The sequence below is a fragment of the Nocardia sp. NPDC050718 genome, from assembly GCF_040654235.1.
Classification (GTDB): Bacteria; Actinomycetota; Actinomycetes; order Mycobacteriales; family Mycobacteriaceae; genus Nocardia.
On the sequence record NZ_JBFAHQ010000001.1, the window covers coordinates 514,459 to 536,347 of the forward strand.

At 70.5% G+C, this 21,889-nt stretch carries 24 protein-coding genes; 15 read left to right on the top strand and 9 right to left on the bottom strand.

The features are described from left to right. Positions 1 to 54: 54 nt before the first annotated feature. The 7 genes from AB0H54_RS02345 (at position 55) to AB0H54_RS02375 (ending at position 6,366) form a co-directional block, all read left to right on the top strand. On the top strand, positions 55 to 840 hold the full coding sequence (locus tag AB0H54_RS02345; protein WP_357342219.1) for a DUF5666 domain-containing protein: 786 nt from the start codon (positions 55 to 57) through the stop codon (positions 838 to 840). A gap of 77 nt (positions 841 to 917) precedes the next feature. Next, complete coding sequence (locus tag AB0H54_RS02350; protein WP_357342221.1) at positions 918 to 2,063, top strand: hypothetical protein; 1,146 nt, start codon at positions 918 to 920, stop codon at positions 2,061 to 2,063. A 19-nt stretch (positions 2,064 to 2,082) separates the two neighbouring features. Next, complete coding sequence (locus AB0H54_RS02355; protein WP_355274757.1) at positions 2,083 to 2,889, top strand: SDR family NAD(P)-dependent oxidoreductase; 807 nt, start codon at positions 2,083 to 2,085, stop codon at positions 2,887 to 2,889. A 76-nt stretch (positions 2,890 to 2,965) separates the two neighbouring features. Further along, a complete protein-coding gene (gene pyrE / locus AB0H54_RS02360) occupies positions 2,966 to 3,529 on the top strand; it encodes an orotate phosphoribosyltransferase (protein ID WP_019049751.1) in 564 nt (187 codons plus the stop codon). Between the two features lie 68 nt (positions 3,530 to 3,597). Then, positions 3,598 to 4,656: a beta-ketoacyl-ACP synthase 3 gene (locus AB0H54_RS02365; protein ID WP_357342224.1), complete on the top strand. Its 1,059-nt coding sequence runs from the start codon at positions 3,598 to 3,600 to the stop codon at positions 4,654 to 4,656. A gap of 1 nt (position 4,657) precedes the next feature. Continuing rightward, a complete protein-coding gene (locus tag AB0H54_RS02370; protein WP_357342226.1) occupies positions 4,658 to 5,356 on the top strand; it encodes a lysoplasmalogenase in 699 nt (232 codons plus the stop codon). Between the two features lie 68 nt (positions 5,357 to 5,424). Beyond that, on the top strand, positions 5,425 to 6,366 hold the full coding sequence (locus tag AB0H54_RS02375; RefSeq protein WP_357342227.1) for an alpha/beta fold hydrolase: 942 nt from the start codon (positions 5,425 to 5,427) through the stop codon (positions 6,364 to 6,366). Here the strand turns inward: AB0H54_RS02375 and AB0H54_RS02380 are convergent. Then, positions 6,350 to 6,796 carry a hypothetical protein gene (locus AB0H54_RS02380; RefSeq protein WP_355274744.1) on the bottom strand — a complete coding sequence of 149 codons (447 nt, stop codon included), beginning with the start codon at positions 6,794 to 6,796 and terminating at the stop codon, positions 6,350 to 6,352. The genes AB0H54_RS02375 and AB0H54_RS02380 overlap by 17 nt on opposite strands. Before the next feature lie 84 nt (positions 6,797 to 6,880). Here AB0H54_RS02380 and AB0H54_RS02385 point away from each other — a divergent pair, with 84 nt between their 5' ends. The 3 genes from AB0H54_RS02385 to AB0H54_RS02395 all read left to right on the top strand — a co-directional run bounded on the left by AB0H54_RS02385 (position 6,881) and on the right by AB0H54_RS02395 (position 9,199). Then, complete coding sequence (locus tag AB0H54_RS02385; RefSeq protein ID WP_355274742.1) at positions 6,881 to 7,198, top strand: DUF4190 domain-containing protein; 318 nt, start codon at positions 6,881 to 6,883, stop codon at positions 7,196 to 7,198. 25 nt (positions 7,199 to 7,223) lie between these two features. Next, the gene (locus AB0H54_RS02390) at positions 7,224 to 7,907 is read left to right on the top strand and encodes a TrmH family RNA methyltransferase (RefSeq protein WP_357342228.1); all 684 of its coding nucleotides are present in this window, start codon (positions 7,224 to 7,226) and stop codon (positions 7,905 to 7,907) included. A gap of 200 nt (positions 7,908 to 8,107) precedes the next feature. Further along, entirely contained in the window at positions 8,108 to 9,199 is a 1,092-nt protein-coding gene (locus AB0H54_RS02395; protein ID WP_355275407.1) for a glycoside hydrolase family 76 protein, read from the top strand. 3 nt (positions 9,200 to 9,202) lie between these two features. On the opposite strand, the gene AB0H54_RS02400 is transcribed toward AB0H54_RS02395, so the two are convergent. Further along, entirely contained in the window at positions 9,203 to 9,901 is a 699-nt protein-coding gene (locus tag AB0H54_RS02400; RefSeq protein WP_355274738.1) for a DedA family protein, read from the bottom strand. Positions 9,902 to 9,905: 4 nt separating this feature from the next. Then, positions 9,906 to 10,568, bottom strand: a complete 663-nt coding sequence (locus tag AB0H54_RS02405) for a VTT domain-containing protein (RefSeq protein WP_355275405.1) — start codon at positions 10,566 to 10,568, stop codon at positions 9,906 to 9,908. Between the two features lie 167 nt (positions 10,569 to 10,735). On the opposite strand from AB0H54_RS02405, the gene fbaA reads away from it, so the two are divergent. Both fbaA and AB0H54_RS02415 read left to right on the top strand, forming a co-directional pair. Further along, a complete protein-coding gene (gene fbaA, locus AB0H54_RS02410) occupies positions 10,736 to 11,773 on the top strand; it encodes a class II fructose-bisphosphate aldolase (RefSeq protein WP_355274735.1) in 1,038 nt (345 codons plus the stop codon). 37 nt (positions 11,774 to 11,810) lie between these two features. Beyond that, positions 11,811 to 12,929 (top strand): BTAD domain-containing putative transcriptional regulator, encoded by a 1,119-nt coding sequence (locus AB0H54_RS02415; RefSeq protein WP_357342229.1) that lies wholly within the window; start codon positions 11,811 to 11,813, stop codon positions 12,927 to 12,929. Positions 12,930 to 12,960: 31 nt separating this feature from the next. Here AB0H54_RS02415 and AB0H54_RS02420 read toward each other — a convergent pair whose 3' ends face one another. From AB0H54_RS02420 to AB0H54_RS02430, 3 genes are all read right to left on the bottom strand, one after another. Continuing rightward, complete coding sequence (locus AB0H54_RS02420) at positions 12,961 to 14,019, bottom strand: fused (3R)-hydroxyacyl-ACP dehydratase subunits HadA/HadB (protein ID WP_357342230.1); 1,059 nt, start codon at positions 14,017 to 14,019, stop codon at positions 12,961 to 12,963. A gap of 99 nt (positions 14,020 to 14,118) precedes the next feature. Beyond that, complete coding sequence (locus AB0H54_RS02425) at positions 14,119 to 15,003, bottom strand: hypothetical protein (RefSeq protein ID WP_357342231.1); 885 nt, start codon at positions 15,001 to 15,003, stop codon at positions 14,119 to 14,121. Positions 15,004 to 15,518: 515 nt separating this feature from the next. Beyond that, on the bottom strand, positions 15,519 to 16,151 hold the full coding sequence (locus AB0H54_RS02430; RefSeq protein WP_357342232.1) for a hypothetical protein: 633 nt from the start codon (positions 16,149 to 16,151) through the stop codon (positions 15,519 to 15,521). A gap of 1,496 nt (positions 16,152 to 17,647) precedes the next feature. Between AB0H54_RS02430 and AB0H54_RS02435 the strand changes: the two genes are divergently transcribed. From AB0H54_RS02435 to AB0H54_RS02445, 3 genes are all read left to right on the top strand, one after another. Further along, a complete protein-coding gene (locus AB0H54_RS02435) occupies positions 17,648 to 17,818 on the top strand; it encodes a hypothetical protein (protein WP_357342233.1) in 171 nt (56 codons plus the stop codon). Positions 17,819 to 17,945: 127 nt separating this feature from the next. Next, entirely contained in the window at positions 17,946 to 18,380 is a 435-nt protein-coding gene (locus AB0H54_RS02440; protein WP_355274722.1) for a DUF3151 domain-containing protein, read from the top strand. Positions 18,381 to 18,405: 25 nt separating this feature from the next. Then, positions 18,406 to 19,572: an FUSC family protein gene (locus tag AB0H54_RS02445; RefSeq protein WP_357342234.1), complete on the top strand. Its 1,167-nt coding sequence runs from the start codon at positions 18,406 to 18,408 to the stop codon at positions 19,570 to 19,572. Positions 19,573 to 19,576: 4 nt separating this feature from the next. Here the strand turns inward: AB0H54_RS02445 and AB0H54_RS02450 are convergent, their stop codons facing one another. The 3 genes from AB0H54_RS02450 to AB0H54_RS02460 are packed head-to-tail and all read right to left on the bottom strand — an operon-like array spanning position 19,577 to position 21,889. After that, positions 19,577 to 20,431: a glycosyltransferase gene (locus AB0H54_RS02450; RefSeq protein WP_357342235.1), complete on the bottom strand. Its 855-nt coding sequence runs from the start codon at positions 20,429 to 20,431 to the stop codon at positions 19,577 to 19,579. A gap of 43 nt (positions 20,432 to 20,474) precedes the next feature. After that, a complete protein-coding gene (locus AB0H54_RS02455) occupies positions 20,475 to 21,263 on the bottom strand; it encodes a site-2 protease family protein (protein WP_357342236.1) in 789 nt (262 codons plus the stop codon). Further along, positions 21,260 to 21,889, bottom strand: a complete 630-nt coding sequence (locus AB0H54_RS02460; protein ID WP_355274714.1) for a hypothetical protein — start codon at positions 21,887 to 21,889, stop codon at positions 21,260 to 21,262. Before AB0H54_RS02460 ends, AB0H54_RS02455 begins: the two co-directional genes overlap by 4 nt.

Below are 21,889 nucleotides of genomic sequence, written 5' to 3' on the forward strand. Positions count from 1 at the left end.
CAGCGCGGTGCGTAGGGACCTCCCAACGCACCGCGCTGACCTACGCTGGAGCTCATGACGAACCCGAACGATCCGTGGGGGCAACGCCCGGAGGATTCGCCGACCGAACGGTTGGGTTCGCCGGGCATGGATTCGACCAAGCCGTACGGCGGCGGTGGCTTCGACGAGTGGGGGCAGCCGTCGAACCCGACGCAGGCACTACCTCCGCACGACGCGCAGTGGGGCGCCTACGAAAGTGGTTATCCCGCAGCGCAACCACCACCGCACCAGCCGCCCCCCGGCTACGGCCAGAGCTACCCCGGCGCCCCGCCACCGGGCTATCCGCCCCGTCCACAGGACGGTGACCAGGGCGAACCGCCGAAGCGGCACACCGGTCTGTGGATCGCGCTCGGCCTCGGCGTGCTCGCGCTGATCGCGGTCGGCGGCGTGCTCGCCGGCCTGGTGCTGAGCGGCAACAAGTCCGATGACGACACCACCGCGTCGGGGGCGACGACCAGCCAGGTGCTGGTGCCGCCGACCAATCGGCAGACCACTCCGGTCGTGCCGCCCAGCGCGAGCGGCCTGCCCGGGCTGCCCGGCCTCGGCGGTGGCGACGATCTCGGTGCCACGATGGGCAGCATCACCGCCAACACCGGCACCGAGATCACCATGAGCACCCTCGGCGGATCGACGGTCCGGGTGCTGATCGACGATGCCACCCAGGTGATCTCGCTGACCAGCACGAAGGCGAGCGAGCTGCCCGTCGGCGACATGGTTATGGTGCAGGGCGACAAGAACCCAGACGGGTCGATCCACGCCAAGATCATCATCAGTACGGCGTTACCAAGCGGCCCCCGATGAGCGACCCGCGCGTCGAAAGCCCGGCACTGCCGGGCGATCACGGCGACGGCTGGATAGGCTAGGCGACGATGACGGCTATGTGGTTCGGGTTAGCGGCGATCGCACTCGTGGGTGCGGTCGTACTGCTGTATTTCGATCGGGTCCAGCGACAGCGGACCGGGCACGCCCGCCAGGTCTGGGCGAAGTCCCAGGGCTATACCTACGTCTCGGTCGAGCCTGCGCTCGCCTCGACGTGGCGTCGTGGCGCACTGGCCAAGCTCGGCTACCTCTCCGCGGTCGACGTGGTCTCCGGCATCCGCAAGGGCGAGAAGTTCGTGCTCTTCGACCTGGAGGACGCGGCGACCCTGGTGGCGGTGCGCAGGCAGATCGGCTCCGAGATCGACGTCGACATGCGGCTCAAGACTGCGTCGCCGCCGAAGGACCACGATCTGGAACTGCTCGGCGCGATCGGTGACCGCGTCGTCTTCGCGACCGATCCCGAGATCGCCAGGCACGCGGTCGACCAGCGGATGGTCGGCTTCATCGAGTCGCTCACCGACACCGTGCAGATGCTGTGGAGCGAGGGCAACTGGACCCTCGGCATGCTGCCCGTCGGCAGCGGCGCCAAGGACTGGGAGACCGCGATCGACGCGGTGCTGCGCCTGTCCGGGCTGCTGCACGTGCTGCCACCGGTCGCCGAACCGAGCGAATTCACCCGTCCGCGCAGCAACGCCGACCAGCCGCTGACCGCGCCCCCGCGACCGGCCTACGACGAGGACGACGACTTCGACGACGAGCGGTCGCCGAGCGAATTCGCGGCAGGCCGCCCGGTCGCCGAGGACTACTCCGACCACGGCCGCGCCCGGTTCCCCGGCCCGGACGACGACCTCGACGACGACGCCGATCGCTACCGCGACGAGCCGGGCTACGGCTCGCGCGGCGCCGCGCCGCAGGCCGCCGCCGCGCCCGACGACTACGAGTACGGCCGCCGCCCGGCGGGCAGGCCCGCCTACACCGCCGACGACTACGACCCCGACCTCGACGATCCCGATTTCGAGGATCAGCCCGCGCCCGGCCGTCGTCCCCTCGGCGAGCCGCCCAAGCGCCCGTCGCTGGCCGTCGTCCCCGAACCGCGGCCGCGGGTGGAACCGCCGCTGCCGCAGGGCGACGACGCCGAATCGGGACAGCCCGGCGGGCCGTTCCATCCGGGGTTCCGCCCCTATCAGGGTCCGGTACCGAAGTGACCAGTGGAATCGACCAGCGATGACCGATAGTCCCGTGCGCCTACCCGGCGTGCACCGTCCCGTCGCCATGATCACCGGACCGACGTCCGGGATCGGGCAGGGATTCGCCCACCGCCTCGCCAGCCTCGGCTACGACCTGGTGCTCGTCGCCAGGAACGAGGAGCGGCTGCGCGCGCTCGCCGATGAGCTCGGCCGCCGCTACGCCACCTCCGCCGAGGTGCTCGTCGCCGACCTCGCCGACGACGAGGACCGCGCCAGGGTCGCCGAGCGCGCCGCGCAGGGCCTCGAATTCCTGGTGAACAACGCGGGTTTCGCGCATTCGGGGGAGTTCTGGACGCTCGAGCCCGCCGAGTTGCAGGCCCAGCTCGACGTCAACGTCACCTCGGTGCTCCAGCTGAGCCGGGCCGCGCTGCCCGCGATGATCGCCGCGGCGAGCGGGTCGATCGTGAACGTGGCGAGTGTGGCCGGGCTGATCCCCGGCCGGGGGTCGACCTACTCGGCCTCCAAGGCCTACGTCGTATCCTTCTCGGAGGGGTTGGCGGGTGGATTGGCGGGCACCGGTGTCCGCGTCCAGGCGCTGTGCCCCGGGTTCGTGCACACCGAGTTCCACGAGCGCGCAGGCATCGAGATGGGTTCGCTGCCGAAGCGCCTGTGGCTCGACGTCGACCAGGTCGTCGACGGGTGCCTGCAGGATCTGGATTCCGGCAAGGTGATCAGCGTGCCCGGTGTGCAGTACAAGGTGCTCACCGCGGTGGCGGGGTTCGTCCCGCGCACCCTGGTGACCCGCCTCAATCGCGGACTCTTCAACGCGCGCGGACGGACCTAGGGCATGAGCGCTGGGCCGAGAAGCAGCGCGTAGCGTTATCACCGGCCCGGCTCATGACCGAAAGGACACGCAAACGATGATCGACCAGGCACGTCAGGCGCTCACCGAGGCGGATCGCGACCAGCTGGCCGCGCTCGTGCGCGAGCTCGCGGTCGTGCACGGCAAGGTGACGCTGTCCTCGGGCAAGGAGGCCGACTACTACGTCGACCTGCGCCGCGCGACGCTGCACCACCAGGCCGCCCCGCTGATCGGTTCGCTGCTGCGCGAGCTGGTCGCCGACTGGGACTTCGACGCCGTCGGTGGACTCACCATGGGCGCCGATCCGGTCGCGATGGCGGTCATGCACGCGCCGGGTCGTCCGATCGACGCGTTCGTCGTCCGCAAGGCCGCCAAGGCGCACGGCATGCAGCGCCAGATCGAGGGCCCCGACATCGTCGGCAAACGGGTGCTGGTCGTCGAGGACACCACCACCACCGGCAACTCGCCGCTGACCGCGGTTCGCGCGCTGCGCGACGCGGGCGCGATCGTGGTCGGCGTCGCCACCGTCGTCGACCGGGAAACCGGTGCTGACCAGGTCATCGCCGCGGAGGGACTGGAGTATCGGTCCATCCTCGGTCTCGATGACCTTGCTCTGGGTTAGCCTGAACAACGCCAAACCTGGATGACGATGTGGTCGTCCGGTAAGTCTGAAGGACGTGTGAGTCACCTGTGGTGAGCATTGCAGTTAACAAGAGTCGTGACAACGTTGCGATGCTCGGGATCGGTGCGTACCGACCGCAGCGCATCGTCAGCAATGCTGAAGTGTGCGAACAGCTCGACTCGACGCCCGAGTGGATCTTCGAGCGCACCGGTATCCACAACCGCCGCTGGATCAGTGGCGACGAGACCATCCGGTCGATCGCCGTCGCCGCGGGTGATCGCGCACTGAAGAACACCCCGATCGAGCGCGACAAGATCGGCGCGGTGCTGCTGTGCACCTCGAGCTGGCTCAAGCTCACCCCGCACGGCGCCCCCTCGGTGGCCTCCGACCTCGGTCTCAACGGCGTCGCGGCCTTCGACCTCACCTCCGGTTGCGGCGGTTTCGGGTACGGCCTCGGCGTCGCCGCCGACCTGATCCGAGCCGGTTCGGTCGAATACGTGCTGGTGATCGGCGCCGAGACGATGACCGTCGGCCTCGATCCGACCGACCGCGGCACCGCGATGATCTTCGGTGACGGCGCGGGCGCCGTGGTCGTCGGCCCGGCCGAGGAGAACGGCATCTCGCCGACGGTCTGGGGCAGCGACGGCGAGAACGCCGAGGCCATCGCCCAGGACGTCGACTTCCTCGCGTACATGAACAAGGCCCAGGCCATGCAGGGCACCGACCCCGCGGTCGAGCCGATCGGCCGGATGTCGCTGCACATGGAGGGCCCCAAGGTCTTCCGCTGGGCCGCGGTGACGCTGCCGCGCGCGCTGTCGGCGGCGCTGGACGCCTCCGGCGTGGCCAAGGAGGACATCGAGGTGTTCATCCCGCACCAGGCCAACGCGCGGATCAACGAGCTGATGAAGAAGAACCTCGGCCTGGCCGACGGCATCCCGATGGCCAACGACATCGAGCACACCGGTAACACCTCGGCCGCCTCGATCCCGCTGGCGATGGAGGAGATGCTGGTCACCGGCAAGGCGAAGGGTGGTCAGCTGGCGCTGCTGCTCGGGTTCGGCGCCGGACTGAGCTACGCGGGCCAGGTCGTCACCCTGCCGCCCGCCCCGAAGGAAACGAGCTTCTGACGTGCGACCGCTGCGAGCCGGATATCTCGCGGCGGCGGCGGTCACCGTCTTCGGTGCCGTCACCGGTCGCGAACGGCTGCAATGGCTGACCAAGCCACTGCTCATGCCACTGCTGGCGGCCGACACCGTCACCAGCGGGATCGAGCTCGATCCGGCCGAACGCCGCATCCTGCTCGGCTCGCTGGCCGCGGCCACCGTCGGTGACGTGCTGCTGATCGACCCCGACGACGACAAGCGCCTGATCGCGGGCGCGTCCTCGTTCGCCGTCATGCAGACCGGGTACTCGATGCTGTGGTGGCGGCGCGGTGCCAGGCCGCGTGCCGCGATCGCCGCGCCCCGGCTGGTGGCGTGGGCGGGTGCGGCCGGGCTGCTGCGGGCCAAGGCCCCGGTGCTCGCGGTGCCGCTGACCGCCTACGGCGCCACGCTCGGCACCGCCGCGACGCTGGCCTCCGATCCGGCCCTCGCGCCCGGTGCGCGCAATGTCGCCGGACTGAACATCCCGAACGGTGACCCGCGTAGCAGGCTGGGTGTCGGCGCGCTGTTGTTCACGGTGTCGGACGGCCTGATCGTGCTGCGCCGCCTGTTCGCGCGTGACGACCGGACCCGCCGGATCAGCGAAGGCGTCATCCTGGCGACCTACGCGGCCGCGCAGTACCTCCTCACCGATCCGGAGGTCGGCACGCCTCGGCGCGGTGCCTGATACTCCCTGTCACACAGCGCTTACCTGGGCGTCCTCGGGCGGCAACACCGGCCGCGCACGCTTCGAAGATGACCGGGGAAGTGCAGTTCATCGAGGTGCACGGCTATCGCCGCGCGTTCCGGATGGCGGGGTCGGGGCCGCCGCTGTTGCTCATCCACGGCATCTCCGACAGCTCGGGGACCTGGGCGCCGGTGTTCGACGCGCTCGCCGAGCATTTCACCGTGCTCGCGCCCGACCTGCTCGGCCACGGCGAATCGGACAAGCCCCGGGCCGACTACGCCGTCGCCGCCTACGCGAACGGCATGCGTGATCTGCTCAGCGTGCTCGGCTTCGAGCGGGTGACCGTGGTCGGGCATTCGCTCGGCGGCGGCGTCGCGATGCAATTCGCCTACCAGTTCCCGGAGAAGGTGGAGCGGCTGGCGCTGGTCTGCCCGGCGGGGATGGGCGCGGGGGTGCATCCGGCGTTCCGGCTGGCCACGCTGCCCGGCGCCGGTCCCGGACTGATGGCGGTGACCAGCTGGCCGGTGCGCACCGTCGTGCGCGCGGCGATCCCGGTGGTCAACGGGCTCGGCGGCCTCGGGGTCGGCCCGGACGTCGACTACGTGCTTCGCCTCTACGGCCAGCTGTCCGACACCGGCGCGCGCAACGCGTTCCTGCGCACCATCCGCGCCGCCGCCGACCGGCACGGACAGTCCATCACCATGCTCGACCGCGGCTACCTCGCCGCGCACCTGCCGACGCTCATCATCGGCGGCACCCGCGACACCGTCATCCCCTCCGGCCACGCCGAACGCGCGCACCGCGCGTTCCCCGGCTCGATGCTCGAGATCTTCGACGGCGCTGGACATTTCCCGCACCACTACGACCCGGACCGTTTCGTGAAACTGATCCGCGCCTTCATCGACAGCACCGAACCCGCCGTCTTCGACTTCCAGCGCTGGCAACGCACCCTGCGCCGCGGCAAACCGATCGTCGGCCTGCCGACGCCGGGGGCTACAGCACAAGCATGATGCGGTTCCTGTTCAGCGGGTCGACGCGGATCGGGATGGTCTGGCCGATCGTCATCCGGGATTTGTCGACCGGCATCACGTCCACCACGATCTTCCCGTGATAGGTGGCCGACCCCGGCACGGTCAGCTCGACGTCGAATTCGGTGAGCTCACTGGAATGATCGGTGCGCGCCAGCGGGCGCATGCCGTCGATGCGCGCCCAGCCCTCCAGCCCGTGCCTGCGCAGCTTGCGGTCGGCCCTGGTCGGCATCGACGCGATCGCCATCGCGATACCGGCGCACGAACCGAACAACCCGACCATGATGAGGACCTGATAGGGCATCGTGCCCGGCGGCGTATGCGGGGCGAGCCAGCCGAGCCAGACCGCGAGCGCGACCAGATACATCGCGACGACGCAGGTCAGCGCCTGAACAATGCGCGTGTGCTCCATACCGACAACCACCCGTGAGCCCTACGCCTCCAGGATAGGTCGCGTCACCGCCCGCTTCCTGGCGTCCGGGATTACGATTCGCGCATGAGCACTCAGCCCCCGCCGCAGGGATATCCCGGCTACGGGCCGCCGCCGGACCATCCGCAGGCGACCACGGCGCTGATCCTCGGCATCCTCGGACTCGCGCTGTGCGGCATCCTCGCGCCGTTCGCCTGGGCGAAGGGCCGCTCCGTGCTCGCGGAGATCGACGCGTCGCAGGGCCGGGTCGGTGGCCGTTCGCAGGCGTACGCCGGCTACATCATGGGGATCGTCGGCACCGCGGTGCTCGTGGTGGCGCTGCTCGTCACCGTGGCGAGTGTGGTGGTGTTCGTCCTCGTGGGGGCAGCCGAATCAACGGCCTAGCCGAGGTCCACCTAGCATTCTCCGGGTGAACGAGTCAGTGCCATCGCCCGAGGTCGAGGTCGCGGGTCCGACCGAATGGGGCGAGCATCCGCACGGGCTCGGGCCGTGGGAGCAGGAGTACGGCACCCCGGCGCCCACCGACGATCGCTACGACCCGGTGCTGCTGGCCGAGGGCGACCGGCGCAATGTCGTCGACGCCTACCGGTACTGGACCCGCGAGGCGATCGTCGCCGACATCGATGCGCGCCGCTTTCCCTTCCACGTGGCCATCGAGAACTTCGGGCACGACGCCAATATCGGCACGGTGGTCCGCACCGCCAACGCCTTCGCCGCGGCCGCGGTGCACATCGTCGGCAGGCGGCGGTGGAACCGGCGCGGCGCCATGGTCACCGACCGCTACCAGCACCTCGTGCACCACAGCGACCTGGCCGAGCTGCGCCAATTCGCCGCGGCCGAGGGGTTGACCGTCGTCGCGGTCGACAATGTGCCCGGCGCCGTCCCGCTGGAGACCGCGCAACTGCCCCGCGACTGCCTGCTGCTGTTCGGCCAGGAAGGGCCCGGCGTCAGCGATGACGCGAAAGACGCTGCGGCGCTGACGGTCTCGATCGCCCAGTTCGGTTCGACGCGCAGTATCAACGCCGGCGTCGCCGCCGGGATCGCCATGCACGCCTGGATCAGGCAACACGCCGACCTGTCGCTGGCCTGGTAGCGGTCGGTTCCTGACCGTGTCCATGTGTGTATCGGCCCGGTTGTGATCGAATCAGCCTCGAATCGGTAACAGAACGGGCGCGGAAACCGGGCAGCAACTGGCACCATGGTGCTATGACCTCGCGCAGCGGCCGGCGCCCACAGCCCACTGATCGCGCCGGATCCGTGCCGACACCGGCGCTGTGGTCCGAGCGCGCCGACATGGCCGAGTCCGCGATCATCTCGCGGCACCTGCGCATGCTGTGGGGTTGTCCCGGAACGGAATTGGGTGTCGTCGGCTGGCCGGCCACCCGGCGCGAACGCGCCTTCGCCGGCTGGCACTACTGGTGGCAGGCGCACCTGCTCGACATCGCGGTCGACGCCGCCAACCGGGTGCCCACCCCCGCCCGGCGCAGGCGGATCGGCGCGATCGCCCGCGCCATCCGCATGCGCAACATCACCGGCTGGACCAACCGCTACTACGACGACATGGCCTGGCTCGCGATCGCGCTGGAACGCGCCGAGCGCACCCAGGACCTGACCGAGGCCCGGCGCGGCCTGGCCGCGCTCGAACAGCAGCTCTACGGCGCCTGGGACCCGGACACCGGCGGCGGCATCCCGTGGCGGGTCCGCTCGGACTTCTTCAACGCGCCCGCCAACGGCCCGGCGGGCATCGCGCTGCTGCGCCTGGGCCGGGTCGAGCGCGCGCAGGAGATGGCCGACTGGATCGACGCCACCCTGCGCGATCCCGAGTCCGGCCTGATCCTCGACGGCATCCACCTGCCGTCCGGCGAGATCGAACGGCCGGTGTTCAGCTACTGCCAGGGCGTCGTGCTCGGTCTGGAGACCGAGCTGGCCGTGCACATCGACGACGACGAGCGGCACATCGCGCGGGTCGGCCGCCTGCTGGCCGCCGTCGAGGAGCACATGACCACCCGCCTGGTGATCTCCGGCGGCGGCGGTGGTGACGGCGGCCTGTTCAACGGCATCCTGGCCCGCTACCTGGCGGTCGTCGCGCTGATGCTGCCCGGCGAGGGCAAGCAGCAGGAGACCGATCGGCGGACCGCGGCGGCCATCGTGAAGGCGTCCGCCACCGCGGCCTGGGCCAACCGGCTCGAGGTCGAGGGTGAGCCGCTGTTCGGCCACGACTGGAGCAAGCCCGCCCGCTTACCCGGCGGCACGGCCGGTGCGGGCAAGTTCACGGCGGGCGGCTCCGTGACGGCCTCGGTCGTGCCGGAACGCGACCTGTCGGTGCAGCTGTCCGGCTGGATGCTGATGGAAGCCGCCTACCAGGTCACCGCCGCCGGGCTGTGAGCCTCAGCGCTCGGCCTCGCCGACGACGCTGGGCGCCCGCTCGACATCGAAGTCCTCGGCCGGCTTGGCCATCTCCTGGCGGTAGTGGCGCAGGCCGAGGATCGTGCCGATGATCAGGCCGACGATCATCGTGCCGATCACCGCGGGCATCAGCCACGGCACCTGCTCGAGGAACTCGCCCGCGTAGTAGCCGATCAGCAGCAGCACCGGGGCCCAGATGATCGCGCCGAGAGTACTGGCGACGGTGTAGCGGCGATGGTCCATCCCGGCCGCGCCCGCCACCATCGGGCACAGCGTGCGCACCCACGGAATCCAGCGCGCCACCAGCACGGCGAGGAAGCCGTGTTTCTCCAGCAGCGCGGTGACCTTGGCCAGATTCCTGGTGTTGATATAGCGGCCGTTCTTGCGCGCGACCAGGTGATGCCCGGTGCGCTGGCCCACGACATAGCCCACCTGGTTACCCGCGATCGCGGCCACCATGGTGCCCAGCGACAGGGCCCAGACCTGGGCTTCGCCGTTGGCGTGCGAGGCCATCACGATGCCCGCGGTGATCAGCATCGAGTCACCGGGCAGGAACAGCCCGATGATGAAGGCGCATTCGAGGAAGACGAAGACGAGTACAACCGTCCAGACCACGGCGGGGCCTGCCGAGATCAGTGGATCGAAGCTGCCCAGTGCCAGGGTCGACGGTACTGCGGTCACTTGCTCAGCGGATCTCGTTCGCCGAAGCGGCCAGCTCGGCGGCGGGCGCGTCCTCGGTGGGCGCGGTACCGCGACGCTTGTCGAGCACCTTCTTACCGACGGTGATGATCGCGGGCAGGATCGAGACGAACACGATCAGCAGGAAGATGCCCTCGATGTGGTCGCGGATGAAGGGCACGTTGCCGAGGAAGTAGCCGAGCACCGTGACGCCGCCACCCCAGAGCACCGCGCCGACGATGTCGAACGCCACGTACTTGCGGTAGTCCATCTTGGACACCCCGGCCAGCACCGGCATGAACGTGCGCACGATCGGCACGAACCTGGCCAGGATGATGGTCTTGGGGCCGTGCTTCTCGAAGAACTCGTGCGTCTCGGTGATGTACTGCTTCTTGAAGAAGCGGCTGTCCTCCTTGCGGAAGATCGCCGGACCGATCCGCCGGCCGATCCAGTAGGCGCACTGGTCACCGGCGAACGCGACGAGGATCACCAGCGGCACGAGCACCCAGATGGAGACCGGCGGGTTCGGCTGCGCGGCGAGCATGCCGCCGGTGAACAGCAGCGAGTCACCGGGCAGCAACGGGAACAGCAGACCGGTCTCGATGAAGACGATCGCCAGGATGGCGGGTAGGACCGCGTTCTTGAGCCAGGTCTCCTGGAGCAGATACATCGGGTCCAGCAACTGGGTCAACGCAAGGTTGTTCGTCACCGCATCGGATACCGCCAGCAAAGTCACGGCCCCCACAGTACCGGGCGAATCTGTGACATGAGTGGCCCACAGTAGGCTGACGCCTGACAGAATTGGTTTTTCGCTCCCCACACACGGAGGTCACTGCTGTGCCTATCGCGACTCCGGAGGTCTACGCCGAGATGCTCGGCCGGGCCAAGGCGCACTCGTTCGCATTCCCGGCTATCAACTGCACTTCGTCGGAGACGATCAACGCCGCCATCAAGGGCTTCGCGGACGCGGGCAGCGACGGGATCATCCAGTTCTCGACCGGTGGCGCCGAGTTCGGCTCCGGTCTCGGCGTGAAGGACATGGTCACCGGCGCGGTGGCGCTGGCCGAGTTCGCGCATGTGGTGGCGGCCAGGTACGACGTGACCATCGCGCTGCACACCGACCACTGCCCCAAGGACAAGCTGGACACCTACGTGCGTCCGCTGCTCGCCATCTCGCAGGAGCGGGTGAACAACGGCCTGAACCCGCTGTTCCAGTCGCACATGTGGGACGGCTCGGCCATCCCGATCGACGAGAACCTCGAGATCGCCAAGGAGCTGCTGAAGCTCTCGAAGTCCGCCAACATCATCCTCGAGGTCGAGATCGGCGTCGTCGGTGGCGAGGAAGACGGCGTCGAGGCCGAGATCAACGACAAGCTCTACACCTCGCCCGAGGACTTCGAGAAGACCATCGACGCGCTCGGCGCCGGGGAGAACGGCAAGTACCTGCTGGCCGCCACCTTCGGCAACGTGCACGGCGTGTACAAGCCGGGCAACGTGGTGCTCAAGCCCGAGGTGCTGGCCGAGGGCCAGCGCGTCGCGGCCGCCAAGCTGGCGCTGCCCGAGGGCTCGCAGCCGTTCGACTTCGTCTTCCACGGTGGTTCGGGCTCGCTGAAGTCCGAGATCGAGGACTCGCTGCGCTACGGCGTCGTGAAGATGAACGTCGACACCGACACCCAGTACGCCTTCACCCGCCCGGTGGCCGGCCACATGTTCGCCAACTACGACGGTGTGCTGAAGATCGATGGTGAGGTCGGCAACAAGAAGGTCTACGACCCGCGCAGCTACCTGAAGAAGGCCGAGACCTCGATGGCCGCGCGCGTCGTCGAGGCCTGCAACGACCTGAAGTCGGCCGGACGCTCCGTCAGCGGTTCCTGATCGGCCTTTTCGCGACAATCAAACGGGGCCCGAGCTCATGAGTCTTGATGTCCGTGTGCTCGGGCCCGTTCGACTGCTGGTCGGCGGTGAGCCGGTGGCGGTCGGCGGGCCCAAGCCGCGCGCTCTGCTAGCCGCGCTCACCGTCAATCGACGGCGCGCGGTGTCTTCTGCCGTGCTGGCCGAGATGGTCTGGAACGAGGATCCGCCGGACTCCTACGCCGCCAGCCTGCAGGTGTTCGTCTCGAACATCCGCAAGGCCCTGCGCAACGCGGGCATCGACTCGGCTCAGGTCCTGCGCACCGAGGGCGCGGGCTATCGGCTCGAGATCCCGGACACCGCATGCGATCTCGGCCGCTTCGAGAACGCGCGCGAGGCGGGGAGCCGCTGCCTGGAGGTGGGCGACCACCCCGGCGCGGCCAATCTGTTCGGTGTCGCGCTGCGGGAGTGGTCCGGCCGCGCGCTGGCCGACCTGGCCGGGCTGCAGTTCGCCGACGGTTTCGCCACGGCGATGGACGAGGAGCGGCTGCTGGCCGTCTCCGCCCGCGTCGACGCCGAGATCGCCTGCGGCCGAGCGTCTTCGGTGATCGGCGAGCTGGTCTCGATGACCAACGAGCACCCGCTGCGCGAGCCGCTGTGGGGTCAGCTGATCACCGCGCTCTACCTGTCCGGGCGCCAGGCCGACGCGCTGGAGGCGTGCCGCCGGGTGCGTGCCGTGCTGGCCGAGGAACTCGGCATCGACCCCGGCGCCGCGCTGATCGACCTGGAACAGCGGGTGCTGCGGCAGGAACCGCTGAATGTGGTGGAGGCCAAGCGATCCGAGCAGCTCGCGGCCGCGATGACCGAGACGGTCACCGAGGTGCCGCGCTCGATCCGCAACGGCAATCTGCGCTTCGCCGACGGCCGCACCATCCCGATTCCGCACGGCGGCTTACGGATCGGCCGGATGACCGACAACGAACTGGTCCTCGACGACCCGAAGGCCAGCCGCTACCACGCCCACATCATGCCGAGCCGCGCCGGCCTGCTGATCAAGGACCTGCATTCGGCCAACGGCGTCTACGTGAACGAGGTGCCGATCGACAGCGGCGCCCTGCTCGCCGACGGCGACCTCATCCGCATCGGCGCGACGATCCTGACGTTCATCGCGGTGGCCTAGGCGATCCGCCCGGGCCACCGGCGAGAACTGCTCAGGTTAGGCGGACCTCGGCGACCGCGCGGCCGAAGAGCTTGCGGCCCTCGGAGATTCCGCTCAGCAGGATGGTGGCGCCACGGCGCTCCGGGTCGACCGACTTCACCTTGCCGGAGAACTCGATGACGCCCGCGGCGGCCGGCGGCACCGGCACGAAACCGGAGAAGCGCACGGCCAGCTTCGCGATGGCGGTCGGGTCGCCGAGCCAGTCGCTCAGGTACTGGGCGGCCAGGCCCATGGTGAGCAGGCCGTGGGCGACCACGGTCGGCAGGCCGGCCAGTTCGGCCGCGCGATCACTGAAGTGGATCGGGTTCGGATCGCCGGAGACGCCCGCGTAGTTGGCCAGGTCGCCGCGGGTCACCTTGGCGATACCGGCGGGCAGTTCGTCGCCCTTGGCCACCGAGCCGAATTCGGGGACGGTGTTGACCGGCGCGAACTCACGTTCCGGGGTGGCGGGTGCGGGGCCGGTGTGGCGGATCAGGATGTCGTCGGTGTCGACGCCGGCGATGGCCGCCGGGCGGGCGTGCATGCTGATGTTCTCGACGGCCTCGACGATGTTCGGGTCCACCTCGACACCGCGGCGGGCCACGATGGTGGTGGTGCCCTGCACGGCGATCTCGTCGTCGGAGTTGATCAGCTTGAAGCCGACGTTGACGAAGTCGTTGTCACCGAACTGGCGGATCGACTCGATCTCGATCTCGGTGCGGATCCGGTCGCCGGCCAGCATGGGCCGGTAGATCTCGAAGACCTGGTCGGTCTGCAGCACCTGGGAGAGGTCATACTCGGTCAGCACGCTGTCGAGCAGCGCCCTGGTGGCGCTCATCCCGATCACCGAGGCGAAGGTCGGCGGCGCGATGACGCCGTCGTACCCGAGCTTGCGCGCGTCGACTTCCTGGTGGTGGGCGGGGTGCGTGTTCTGCACGGCCCTGGCGAATTCCCGGATCTTTTCGCGGCCGACCTCGTAGTGATCGCGGAAACCGAAGCGCTGGCCGACCAGCGCCGCATCCGGGACCACAGCTTCGGTGCCCGGCTGCGACACTGTCTGTTCCCTGCTCATGATCCGGAAAATGTTACTCGAGTACCCAAGCGGATGACCAGTTATGTGTGACCCGTCATAGCGGCCATGAACTGCCGCTACGACGGGTCGACACCGCTGCTACGGGGTGCCCGCGGGGTCGCAGACCTTCCAGCTACCGTCGGTGCGCTGCAGGTCGAAGGTCCGCGCGGTCCGCTTCGCCGGATCGGCCGAGGTGTACACGGTCGCCTCGGCCAGCGCGGTGTCGCCTGTGATGCGCACCGCATCCACGCTGGCGACGACCGGGATGGAACCGCGCTCGGTCGAGAGCTGGTGCACGCCCTTGAACTGGTCGGCGGTGATGCCCTGATAGAAGTCGTGCAGCTGGCCGCACGTGCTCGACCGCAGGTCGTCCAGGTCGCCGGAGCCCAGCGCGTCGGCGTAGGCGCCGATCGCGGTGCGGACCTGGCCCTCCGGCGAGTTGTCCCCACCGGTCATCAGCGTCACCACGGTGACGATCAGGGCGATGACCAGCACCGCGGCGCCTGCCGCCGCCAGCAGCCAGCGCTTCGAGCGGGCCGGCTTGTCGGCCGCGGCCTCCTGCGGAGCCTCGATTCGCCGCGGCGGCGCGACCGGGCGCGGTGCCTCCGGCGGCGCGACCTGACGCTTGCCCTCGGCCAGCTGCTGCGCGGGGCGCGTCGGCTGGATGTCGGCGGGCGACGGCGCCGACGCCGGCTTGGGCGGTGCGATCGGCGCGCGCGGCGGCGACGGCTGGGTCTCCTCGACCCCCGGCCCGTGCGGCCCGGCGGGCCCCTGATGCCCGGCCTGCCGCGGCCCCGCGGGCCCACGCGGGGTATTCGGCGGCGGTGTCATCGGCCTGCCACCCGACGGCGGCACCACCCGATCCGTCCCCTGCGGCCGCTGCACCGGCATGGCGGTGGTCGGCGCGTCCGCCGGATTCACCACCCGCATCGCGATCGTCTGATCCTCCGACGCGGGCGGCTCACCCCCGCCCTTGCGCAACAAGGCAGCACCCGCCGCCCCCGCCGCCGCAGCGCCCGCCGCTCCCGCCGCTCCCGCCGCCGCAGCGGCAGCACCTGGCCGATTACCCGCGTCCGCGCCTGGTCGGCCTCCCTGCTTGGTACCCGCTCCCTGCGGCGTGCCCTTGTCGCCGGAACCCGCTGCGGTCTGGAACTTCTCGGTCGCGTCGACATCCCGAGACCGCGAAACACCCTCGCCGGCGACAACTCCGGAGATCGTGGGTGCGTCGGCATCGGCCTGCGTGGCACCTCGCGGACCGGCGACGTTCGCCCCCGCCCCGCCTGCCCCCGGACCCGCTGCAGCCGATCCGTCGCCCCCGGGGCCGTCTGCCGCCGCAGCAGCATCAGCGCCGCCGGCCGAGCGGCTACCGTCCGCCGCAGCATCAGCGCCGGCAGCCGAGCGGCCGCTTGCGGATTCATCGGCCTGGGCGGCAGCGCTTGCGGCCGCCGCGGAGCCTGCCTTCGCCGCAGTGCTGTCGTTCGCCCCCGCAGAGCCGGTCGCTACCGAATCGGCATCTCCGACAGCGGAGTTCGATCCAGCCGCCGCAGCGCCCGTGCCGGTCGGTGAGCCAGCAACGTTGGCGCCTGCGCTCGATGCTGCGCCCGCGCCAGCTGCGCCAGCGCCCGCTGCGCCAGCGCCTGCGCCTGCCGCGCCTGCGCCTGCTGCGCCTGCCGCGCCTGCGCCTGCTGCGCCTGCCGCGCCTGCGCCTGCTGCGCCTGCGCCAGCCGCGCCTGCTGCGCCAGCGCCACCTGCGCCAGCGCCACCTGCGCCAGCGCCACCTGCGCCTGCGCCTGCGCCTGCTGCGCCAGCCGCGCCTGCGCCTGCTGCGCCAGCGCCACCTGCGCCTGCTGCTCCCGCGCCTGCGCCACTTGCGTCTGCGGCGCCTGCGCCTGCTGCGCCAGCGCCACCTGCGCCTGCTGCTCCCGCGCCACCTGCGCCTGCGCTTGCCGCGCCTGCGCCCGCCGCGCCTGCGCCCGCCGCGCCTGCGCCAGCTGCGCCTGGCCTGCCCGCGCCTGCGCCAGCGGCTGCTGTGCCAGCGCCTGCGGCGCCAGTGCTGGTCGGTGAGCCTGCTGCTGCGGCATCGGCACCTGTCGTGGTGTCGGCATCCGGCGACTCACCACTTCGAGTTGCATCAGTCGCATCGGCGCTGCGGTCCGCCCGCGCTGAGTCTTCAGGGGTGCCGGTGGCCGCGTCTGCTGCCTGGTCCGTGTCGGAATCGCGAGTGCCCGCGGCGGCGGCTCCGGCGAGGGCCGCGCCGACCGCGACGCCTGCCGCTGCGGCAGTTGCCTTGCCGGGCTTCGCGTCCGGCTTCGACGGGCGGTCGGCCTGGTTCATCTCGGCGGTCGAGATGTCGGCCTGGGCCGCCCTGGACTGTGCGCTCGGGACCTTGACGGTGCGGTCGTCGGCCGAATCACCCTTGGTGGTGGCCGGTTTCCGGCCCGGGATCGACATCGCCGTGGTCGGGGCGTCCGGTCCGGCGAGGTCGGCGGGGCGCTCGTTGCCGCGTCCCGCCGGGTCCGCACCGCTCTGGTCCGCGCGATCCCCCCCGGGCAGGCCCTGTGAGAGACCAGCCAGCGGCGAGGCTCCAGCCGGGGCGCCACCACCGTTGGCCGGACCCGAAACGGGCTGTCCGCCAGGCGCATTGCCGGGTCGACCACCGGCCGGTGCGCCCGGCACGCGACCCACCTGCGGTGCGCCCGGACCCGAGGATCGCTGCGTGCCAGGCCCGTTACCGGGACCGGCGGCCTGTGGTCCGCGCGCATCCGAAGGGCGATCGGACCCGGGACCTGTGGGGCGCCGGCCATCATCGCCCGGGCTGGAACCCGGCTGTCCGCCGGGGCGATCGGAGGGCTGCCCGGGTGCGTTGCCCGGACCGAAACCCTGCCGCGCGCCGGGCACGGAAGGCTGTTGCCCACCGGGGCCCGCACCGGGCCGTCCCGCATGCGGCGGCGTGCCAGGGCCACCCGCCACCCGAGGCCCACCCGGTCCCGAATGCTGTTGTCCACCAGGCACATTGCCGGATCGACCGAAGGTAGCGCCGGGCCCACCTTGGGCGCCGGGAGCGCCTGGGCCACCCTGGGCCGCAGGCCGACCTTGAGCACCAGGCGCACCTTGGGGACCGAGGCCGCCCGGGGTGTTGCCCGGACCGGATGCCGGACGACCACCGGGACCATCGTTCGGACGGCCCGGCGGCACACCGGGTCCGCCCTGGGGTCGGGGACTGCCGGGCTGGTTGCCCGGGCCGCCGGGGCCGGAAGGACGCTGTCCGGCAGCCGGGTTCGAGGAACGACCGACCGGCTGGGCTCGGCGTGGCGGGGGTGCTGCCGGTCCGACCTGTGGTCGCGGACCGCCGGGAGCGCCGGCGGGGCGTCCGGCCGGCTGCTGGCCGCCGGACGCGCTCGATGGCGGTGCGGACTGGCGTCCGCCGGGCGCGTTCGTATGTCGCTCGGTCGACTGGTCATCGGGGCGCCGGCCACCGGTCGCGTTGCCGGGTCCCGGCGAGGAACTGCCCGGCGCATCGCCTGATCCGCCCGAAGGACCGGCCGCGTCGGCAGCCCGTCCGGACGGGCTCGAACCCTGCCCGGCCGCACCCGGCAGGTCACCGCGACGGATGACCACGGTCTCCGTGGTGCCTGGGGAAACGGTCGGCCTGCCCGGTTCGGTGACCGCTTCGGGGGTCGACTTGGGCGCGCCGGTCGACGGCGCGGTGCTCGACGAATCGGCGCCCCGCTGGGCGGTCGCGCCGGGGTCGGCAGAGTCGGCTGCCGCGTTGTTCTCGTCGGTCGGGTCGGACACCTAGTACCCCTCGCTCAGGCTCGAACGTTCCACTCGCGCCTCAGCCTAGTGCGCGTCGCGCCGAGGGGTTCGCCGATCGCCTCGCGGCGGGCCGGGCGACGTCGTGACGGGCCGCGGTGCACAATGAACCCATGACCTCCTTCGGTGACCTGCTCGGACCGCAGCCGGTCCTCCTTCCCGAATTGATCGACGCCGAGGACGCCATCGCGGCGGGCGCCGACCCGGTCAAGGTCGCCGCCGATCATCCGGCCGCCTCGATCGCCTGGGCGCAGCTGGCCGAGGCCTCGCTCGAGCGCGCCGGCGACGAGGTCACCCACGACACCGTCGCCGCCTACGCCTTCGCCCGCACCGGCTACCACCGCGGCCTCGACCTGCTGCGCCGCAACGGCTGGAAGGGTTTCGGCCCGGTCCCGTGGAATCACGAGCCGAACCAGGGTTTCCTGCGCAGCGTCGGCGCGCTGGCCAGGGCTGCCAAGCTCATCGGCGAGACCGAGGAATACGCCCGCTGCCTGGACCTGCTCGAGGACTGCGATCCGCACGCGGCAGCCGAACTCGGCCTGGATTGAGCCGGCGACCGGATCCGAGCCGTAGGTGAGCGATCCCCATTCCGTCGTCGCCGCGGCGACTCCGGTCGTCGCCGCCGCCAAGGACAGCACCGTCGATCGCCTGAAGGCGTCGGCGGTGCGACTGCGTCTGTCGACCATCCCGATCATCCAGTGCTCGCTCGGCGCGGCGCTGGCGTGGTTCATCGCGCACAACGTCATCGGGCATCCCGACCCGTTCTTCGCGCCCACCGCCGCGGTCGTCTCGATCGGCATCTCCTTCGGCGCCCGGATCCGGCGCTCGGTGGAGCTGGTGGTCGGGGTCGCCGTCGGCATCGGCATCGGTGACCTGTTCATCGCCCAGGTCGGCACCGGGGTCTGGCAGGTGGGCCTGGTGGTCGCCGCCGCGATGGCGTGCTCGGTGTTCCTCGACGGCGGCTCGATCATCACGATCCAGGCCGCGGGGTCGGCGGTGCTGGTCTCGACGCTGAGCCAATCGCCGGGGGCGGGCCCGAGCCGGATGATCGACGCCCTGGTCGGCGGGCTGGTCGGCGTGCTCATGGTCGGGCTGATCCCGCTGCATCCGGTGCGCCGGGCCCGCGAGCACGCGGCCGATGTGCTGTCGGTGATGAGCAAGTCGATGATCACCTGCGCCGACGGCCTGCTCGAGCAGGACTCGGACAAGGTGCACGAGTCGCTGACCGCGGTGCGCGCCACCCAGAAGCAGATCGACGCCCTGCGCTCGGCGCTGGAGGGCGGTCGCGAGGTCAGCCGGATCTCGCCGCTGTACTGGAACTCCCGCAAGCGCCTGGCCCGCATCCATTCGGCGGCCGACCCGCTCGACAACGCGGTCCGCAATACCAGGGTGCTGCTGCGCCGTTCCCTGACCCTCGTCCGCGACGACGAGGTGCTCGACCCCCGCCTGATCGACCTGGTCGACCAGCTCGGCAACGCCACCGATGTGGTCCGCAGGATGATGCTGGCCGATCCGGGCGAGCAGCCCGATCAGGCCGAGGCCACCCGCGCGCTGCGCAGCGTCGCCAAGAAAGCCAGGCCCGAACTCGTTGTCGGGGCCGGTCTTTCGGCGCACGTGGTGTTCGCGCAGATCCGGTCGATCGTGGTGGATCTGATGGTCGTGTGCGGGATGCAGCGCATCTCGGCGATGGCGCTGCTCCCGCCCACCGTGCCCAATCCGTATGTGACGCCCGAAGAGTGAGGGATCAGTCGCCGACGGGGGAGACCCTGGGGCGGCCGGGACGCAGCGTGAACCGCTTGCGGTCGAAGTCCCACACCCGGTAGATCGGCCACTGCGAGGTGTGCATCACCCAGGCGCCGGTGATCACGGCGCGGTGGAAGCCCACCACGTTGTAGCCCTGGTTGGCGATGGTCTCCAGGCCACGCAGCTGGTACTTCCACCAGACGCTCGGCGGGGTCTGGCGGCGGCGCGCCGAGATCTCCGCGCGCAGCTGCGGCAGCTGGTCGATGCGCAGCTTCGCCTTGGTCAGGCAGAGCGCGAGGTCGAGGTCTTCGTGCAGGTCGCGACGGGTGGTGGTGTCCGCGTGCACCTGCTCCCACGCGGTCCGCCGGATCGCCATATTGGCGCCGTGCACATTGCCGACGGGCTGGTGCTTGATCAGGCCGAGGCGCTGCTGGCCACCGATCGCGGCGGCGAGGAAGAAGCCGATCGGGGAGTCGTGGTAGGTGCTGATGCCGGTCACCGCGACGGTGTCCGGATGCGCGTCGAGGTGCGCGCGCACGGTGGCGCCCCAGTCGGGCGCGACCATGGTGTCGGCGTCGATGCGGCCGAGGTAGTCGCCGCGCGCCTTGTCGAAGCCGGTGTTGCGGGCGTGCGCGACGCCGGGATTCGGCTCGTCGATCAGCTCGATCTTCGGATGTCGGGCGGCTAGCTCGGCGACGATCTCCCGGGTGCGGTCGGTGCTGCCGTTGTCGACGACGACGATCTCGTCGATGGCGTCCTGACCGACCAGCCGCTCCAGGCAGGCGGCGATGACCGAGGCTTCGTCGAGTACCGGGATGACGACAGAGAGGATTACGGGCGGTTCGGTGGTGCCCATACGCGTTTCCGTTCCAGAGTCGAGGTTGACCGGCGACAGGCTATCAACGCCAGAAGCGGGTCATGTGGCTACCGTAGGCAGCCCACCCGTCAGGTACCCCGGAAAGTTCGAACAAAGCGTAAACAGCGTCGAAAAACACCCGGCTCAATGGTGTGAAGAAGATGACAGCGAAGAGAACGAGCATTCCGTAGGGCTTGATCTGGTCGAGCGACCGCCGGGTCTCGTAGCTCAGCGAGGGCTCGATGATCCCGAATCCGTCCAGGCCCGGCACCGGCAGGATGTTCAGCAGAAACGCGGTGATCTGCAAGAACGCCAGGAAACTGAGCCCACACCAGAACCCGGCGTGCTCCTGCATCGTCCCGAACGCGCGGATCACCACGAGCAGCACCACCGCGCACAGCAGATTGGACGCCGGGCCGACCGCGCTGACCAGCCGCTGCACCCCCGAGCGGAATCGGGTCGTGTCCACATACACCGCGCCGCCGGGCAATCCGATACCGCCGAGCGCGATGAAAATCAGCGGCAATCCGATCGAGAGCACCGGGTGGCTGTATTTCAGCGGATTCAGGGTGAGATATCCCCGCACCTCCACTTCATGATCACCCGCGCGCCACGCGACATAGGCGTGCGCGAATTCGTGCAGGCACAGGCTGATGATCCAGCCGAACACCACGAGCACGAACACGCCGACCTTCGCGCGCACCGACTCGATGTCGGCGTCCCAGGCGAGCGCGCCACCGAGCACGGTGATCAACACGATGAGCAGGAAGACCGGGCTCGGGCGGACGGCGCTGTGGCCGGTCCGCCTGCCGGTGGGGAAGGAAGACGTCATCGCACCAGGAGCCAGGGTTGTTCGAAGCGGTAGAAGGTCGAGCGGGGCACCTTGCGTTCGGTGGTGATCCCGTCGCGGGTGACGATCGCGCCCGGCGTGCCGAGTTGCGCGGCGCGCCCGGACACCCAGGTGCGCTTGCGGAAGCCCTTGCGGACCCTGGCGCGGACACCGGGCATCGTCATCGTCGGTGAGATCAGCATGGTCGTCACGATGCCGGTGAACAGCAGCGTGTCGTCGACGTAGGCCTCGCCCTCGAGCTTGGCGCCGTCGATGCCGGTGATGCTGGCCCGGCCGACGAGCACGGTGCCGGTGTCGTCGCGGATCAGCGGGGTCTCGATGGCCCGGCCCTCCAGCGCGATCTTCGCGGCGGCGTTGCCGGTCGCGGTCTGATAGACCCGCGAGGCGTAGGTCGTCTCGACCGGGACGAACCCGACCTCGACATGCAGGCGTTCGGTGCGCATCAGATGGGTGAGCACGGCGGCCAGGGCGGCGTCGGAGCCGAGCACGATCAGGCGCGGCAGGCTGTCGGCGGCCAGCACCGGCAGCAGCTCATCGATCACGGCGGTATCGGGCACCGGCTCGGTCTGCGTGGTCGGCTGCGAGGCCAGCGCGATCGGGACGGGCAT